We start from the raw sequence: 3,833 nt of genomic DNA on the forward strand, positions 1-3,833 counted from the left end.
GAGAGGGTCAAGAGGGAAGTGGAGATGCGCAGCAGGAGTATAATGGCAGCGTATAAATGTTTTTCCAACATAATTTACTACTTTCGCATACTCAAACGGCAACTATGGAAGAATTTGAAGTAAGCGCTTCTTCTAGAAAGACAAAGCAGGTATATATTTCAACAGTGATCAGCATCGCCCTGGTGCTGTTGATGATCGGATTGCTAGGCCTGATGCTCGTCCACGCACGCAATTTATCCAACTACGTAAAAGAAAACATTGTACTCAATATTATAGTAAGCGATGGTGCAAAAGAAGTGGACGTGCTAAGCCTTCAAAAGCAGATTGATACCCATCCCTACGTTCTGCACACCCAATATGTAAGTAAAGAAATCGCAGCTCAGAACCTGCAAAAGGACCTTGGGGAAGATTTCCTCCAGTTTCTGGGCTACAACCCGCTTCTCTCGACTATTGATGTGTATATGAAGGCAGAACACGCCAACAATGAAAGCATTCAGGCCTTCAGCAATCAGTTGACAAAAAATCCGCTCGTAAAGGAAGTGATCTATCAGAAATCACTGATTGACATGGTCAATCAGAATATCCGCATTATCGGTCTGGTCATTCTGGCATTTGCAGCCGTGCTTCTCATTATCGCAGTAGCACTGATCAACAACACGATCCGCCTCGCCATCTATTCGCAACGCTTCCTCATCAAAAGCATGCAGCTGGTAGGCGCAACCAGGGGCTTCATACGCCGCCCCTTCCTTGGATATGGTATCCTACATGGCTTCCTGGGAGGTCTGATTGCCGTCATCCTGCTTCTTCTAACCCTCTACCTGGCACAGCAACAGATCCCCGAACTCATCGTTCTCCGCAACTGGTTTGAATTCGGTGCAGTCTTCGCAGCTGTCGTAATAATAGGAATACTCATCTCCGGTTTAAGTACTTATTTCGCTGTCAGCAAATACTTACGGTTAAAAATTTACAACCTTTACAGATAAGATAATGGCAAAAAAACTATTCTCTGAAAACACAGGGAACAAAGAGCTTCACTTCATTTTCGATAAAAGCAATTACAGGCTGATGCTTATCAGTATCGCGGTTGTCGTGCTGGGCTTTGCCCTGATGACCGGCACCACCGATATTTATGATTTCCGTAAAACAGTCCTTGCACCCATCGTTGTTCTCATTGGCTTTGCAATAGGCTTTTTCGCAATCTTAAAGAAGCGTAAATAGTATTCCCATGACCATATTTCAAGTAATTATACTGGCCATCATCGAAGGCCTTACCGAGTTTTTGCCCGTATCTTCCACCGGCCATATGATCATCGGCTCGTCCCTCATGGGTATTCAGTCGAATGCATTTGTAAAACTTTTCACAGTGGCCATACAACTCGGAACGATACTCTCCGTTGTGATACTCTACTTCAAGCGCTTTTTCCAGAGTTTCGATTTTTATTTCAAACTCCTGGTTGCATTCATACCGGCAATATTCTTCGGAGCATTGTTCAGCGACATGATTGACGACCTGCTTGAAAGCCCGCTTGCTGTTGCAATCTCGCTCGTATTGGGAGGCATCATCCTCTTGTATGCCGACCAGTGGTTTAACAAGCCGCAGATCGAGTCAACAGACCAGATCAGTTACCCCACAGCGTTTAAGATCGGGCTTATGCAATGCCTGGCTATGCTTCCCGGCGTTTCAAGATCAGGAGCTACCATCATCGGCGGTATGTCACAGAAACTTTCCCGCAAAGCCGCAGCCGAATTTTCCTTCTTCCTTGCCGTTCCAACCATGCTTGGAGCAACCGTCAAAAAGATATGGGATTTTTACAAAACCGGCCACCAGATTAACGGCGATGAATTAAACATGCTCCTTCTCGGCAATGCTATCGGTTTTATCGTAGCTATCATAGCCATCAAATCCTTCATCGGTTATGTAACCAAACACGGATTCAGGGTATTCGGATGGTACCGCATCTTAGTTGGCGGGATAATATTAATTTTGCTGCTTGCGGGGAAAGACCTGCAGATCGTGTAATGGATACAGAAGAAAAGACAAAAGAATTTCCGCAGTTCAACTTCCCCGAAGGAGAATTACTATTAGTTAACAAACCATACCGCTGGACCAGTTTCGATGTGGTCAGCAAAATAAGAAACGCTTTCAAGCCATTAAAGCTCAAAGTAGGACACGCCGGTACGCTTGATCCACTGGCAACAGGGCTCCTGATTATCTGTACAGGAAAGCTGACAAAGAAAATCGACGAATATCAGGCACAGGAAAAGGAATATACCGGCACCATGGTGCTCGGAGCCACCACCCCTTCCTATGACCTCGAGACGGAGATTGATGCCCGTTTTGATACAGCCCATCTCCGGGAAGAGGATATTCAGGCAGCCTGCAAATCCTTCATCGGAGAAATTCAGCAGTACCCGCCTGCCCATTCGGCAGTGAAGGTTGAAGGCGAGCGCCTCTATCAGAAAGCAAGACGCGGCGAAGCTGTCGAATTGCGAGCGCGCACCGTTACTATCAGTGTCTTTGAAATCACCGCGATCAACTTTCCTGAAGTTGAGTTCAGGGTAGTTTGCAGTAAGGGAACATACATCCGTTCACTAATCCATGATTTCGGAAAAGCACTCGGCAACGGAGCATACCTTTCGAGACTTCGGAGAACCAGGAGCGGCGACTTCCGCTGCGACCAGGCATGGGAAGTGATGGAACTCGTCCGCCATATCAGAAGTCTCAAAGACACAGAGCAGGAAATGAAGGAGGATTGAAAAGTAGCTTCATCTGTAAAAAATACTCCAGGGCAGGTAAAAATCCGGTAAACTTACTCTTATACAGCTCTATTTGAACTTACATATAAACAAGTTTATCTAAGTTTGCACAGGCAAATGAAAGTTTACAGACACATAGACGAATTCCGCAAGTTAAAAAATGCCGTTGTCACTATCGGCACTTTCGACGGCGTACATATCGGACACCGCAAGATCATATCCCGACTCGTAGAAGATGCCCGCAATATGCAGGGAGAAAGCGTCATACTCACATTTTTCCCCCACCCCAGGATGATCCTTCATCCTGAAGACGAAACCCTCAAGCTCATTAACACCATTGCCGAAAAGACTGAATTGATCGAGCAATTAGGAGTAGATCACCTGATCATCACGCCTTTTACACGAGATTTTTCCAATCTTTCCCCGGCCGATTATATCAGGCAGATCCTCATAGACAAGATCGGCACCTGCAAAATCATTATCGGATACGATCACCGTTTCGGAAAAGACCGGGCCGGCGACTTCAGGCTACTGCAGCAGCACGCCCCCCTGTATCGATACGAAATAGAAGAGATTCCCGAACAGGACATACATGATGTCGCAGTAAGTTCCACCAAAGTACGCGAAGCACTGCTTAAGGGTGATGTTAAAACAGCTGCAGACTTCCTCGGATATCCATTTCAGCTACATGGACAAGTGATCAAAGGCGATCAGATAGGTCGCAAAATCGGATTCCCCACGGCAAACCTGCTCGTCGAAGAAAAGTACAAACTCATCCCGTCCGATGGTATCTATGCTGTAGAAATAACAGATGTCCCGGCAGCCACTCCGGATCGATTCAATACCAGCTCGCCTCTCCAGGGAATGGCCTACATCGGCAACCGCCCCACAGTCAATGGCATGACCCGCAATATTGAGGTCAACATCTTCAACTTCGATCAGGAAATTTACGGCAGGAAGATCCGTATCCGCTTTCTTCACTACATTCGTGGCGACATGAAATTCAACTCTCTTTCCGAACTCCAGCACCAGATAGCACAGGATAAGGAAGCCGTACTGGCAACAATGAAAAACCA

Annotated in this window: 5 protein-coding genes; all 5 read left to right on the forward strand. The window is 46.3% G+C overall.

What is annotated here, in order from left to right; all coding sequences use genetic code 11:
- Window positions 1-104: 104 nt before the first annotated feature.
- Window positions 105-983, forward strand: coding sequence for a cell division protein FtsX (locus DDR33_RS20850; protein WP_109417742.1), 879 nt, complete (start codon window positions 105-107; stop codon window positions 981-983).
- A gap of 4 nt (window positions 984-987) precedes the next feature.
- Window positions 988-1,218 carry a DUF3098 domain-containing protein gene (locus DDR33_RS20855; protein ID WP_109417743.1) on the forward strand — a complete coding sequence of 77 codons (231 nt, stop codon included), beginning with the start codon at window positions 988-990 and terminating at the stop codon, window positions 1,216-1,218.
- A gap of 7 nt (window positions 1,219-1,225) precedes the next feature.
- Entirely contained in the window at window positions 1,226-2,020 is a 795-nt protein-coding gene (locus tag DDR33_RS20860) for an undecaprenyl-diphosphate phosphatase (RefSeq protein ID WP_109417744.1), read from the forward strand.
- The gene (truB, locus tag DDR33_RS20865) at window positions 2,020-2,757 is read left to right on the forward strand and encodes a tRNA pseudouridine(55) synthase TruB (RefSeq protein ID WP_109417745.1); all 738 of its coding nucleotides are present in this window, start codon (window positions 2,020-2,022) and stop codon (window positions 2,755-2,757) included. The genes DDR33_RS20860 and truB overlap by 1 nt, the downstream gene beginning before the upstream one ends.
- A gap of 117 nt (window positions 2,758-2,874) precedes the next feature.
- Window positions 2,875-3,833: bifunctional riboflavin kinase/FAD synthetase (locus DDR33_RS20870; RefSeq protein ID WP_109417802.1), on the forward strand; the 959-nt coding region annotated here is incomplete at its 3' end.

Source organism: Pararcticibacter amylolyticus (assembly GCF_003130405.1).
Classification (GTDB): Bacteria; Bacteroidota; Bacteroidia; order Sphingobacteriales; family Sphingobacteriaceae; genus Arcticibacter; species Arcticibacter amylolyticus.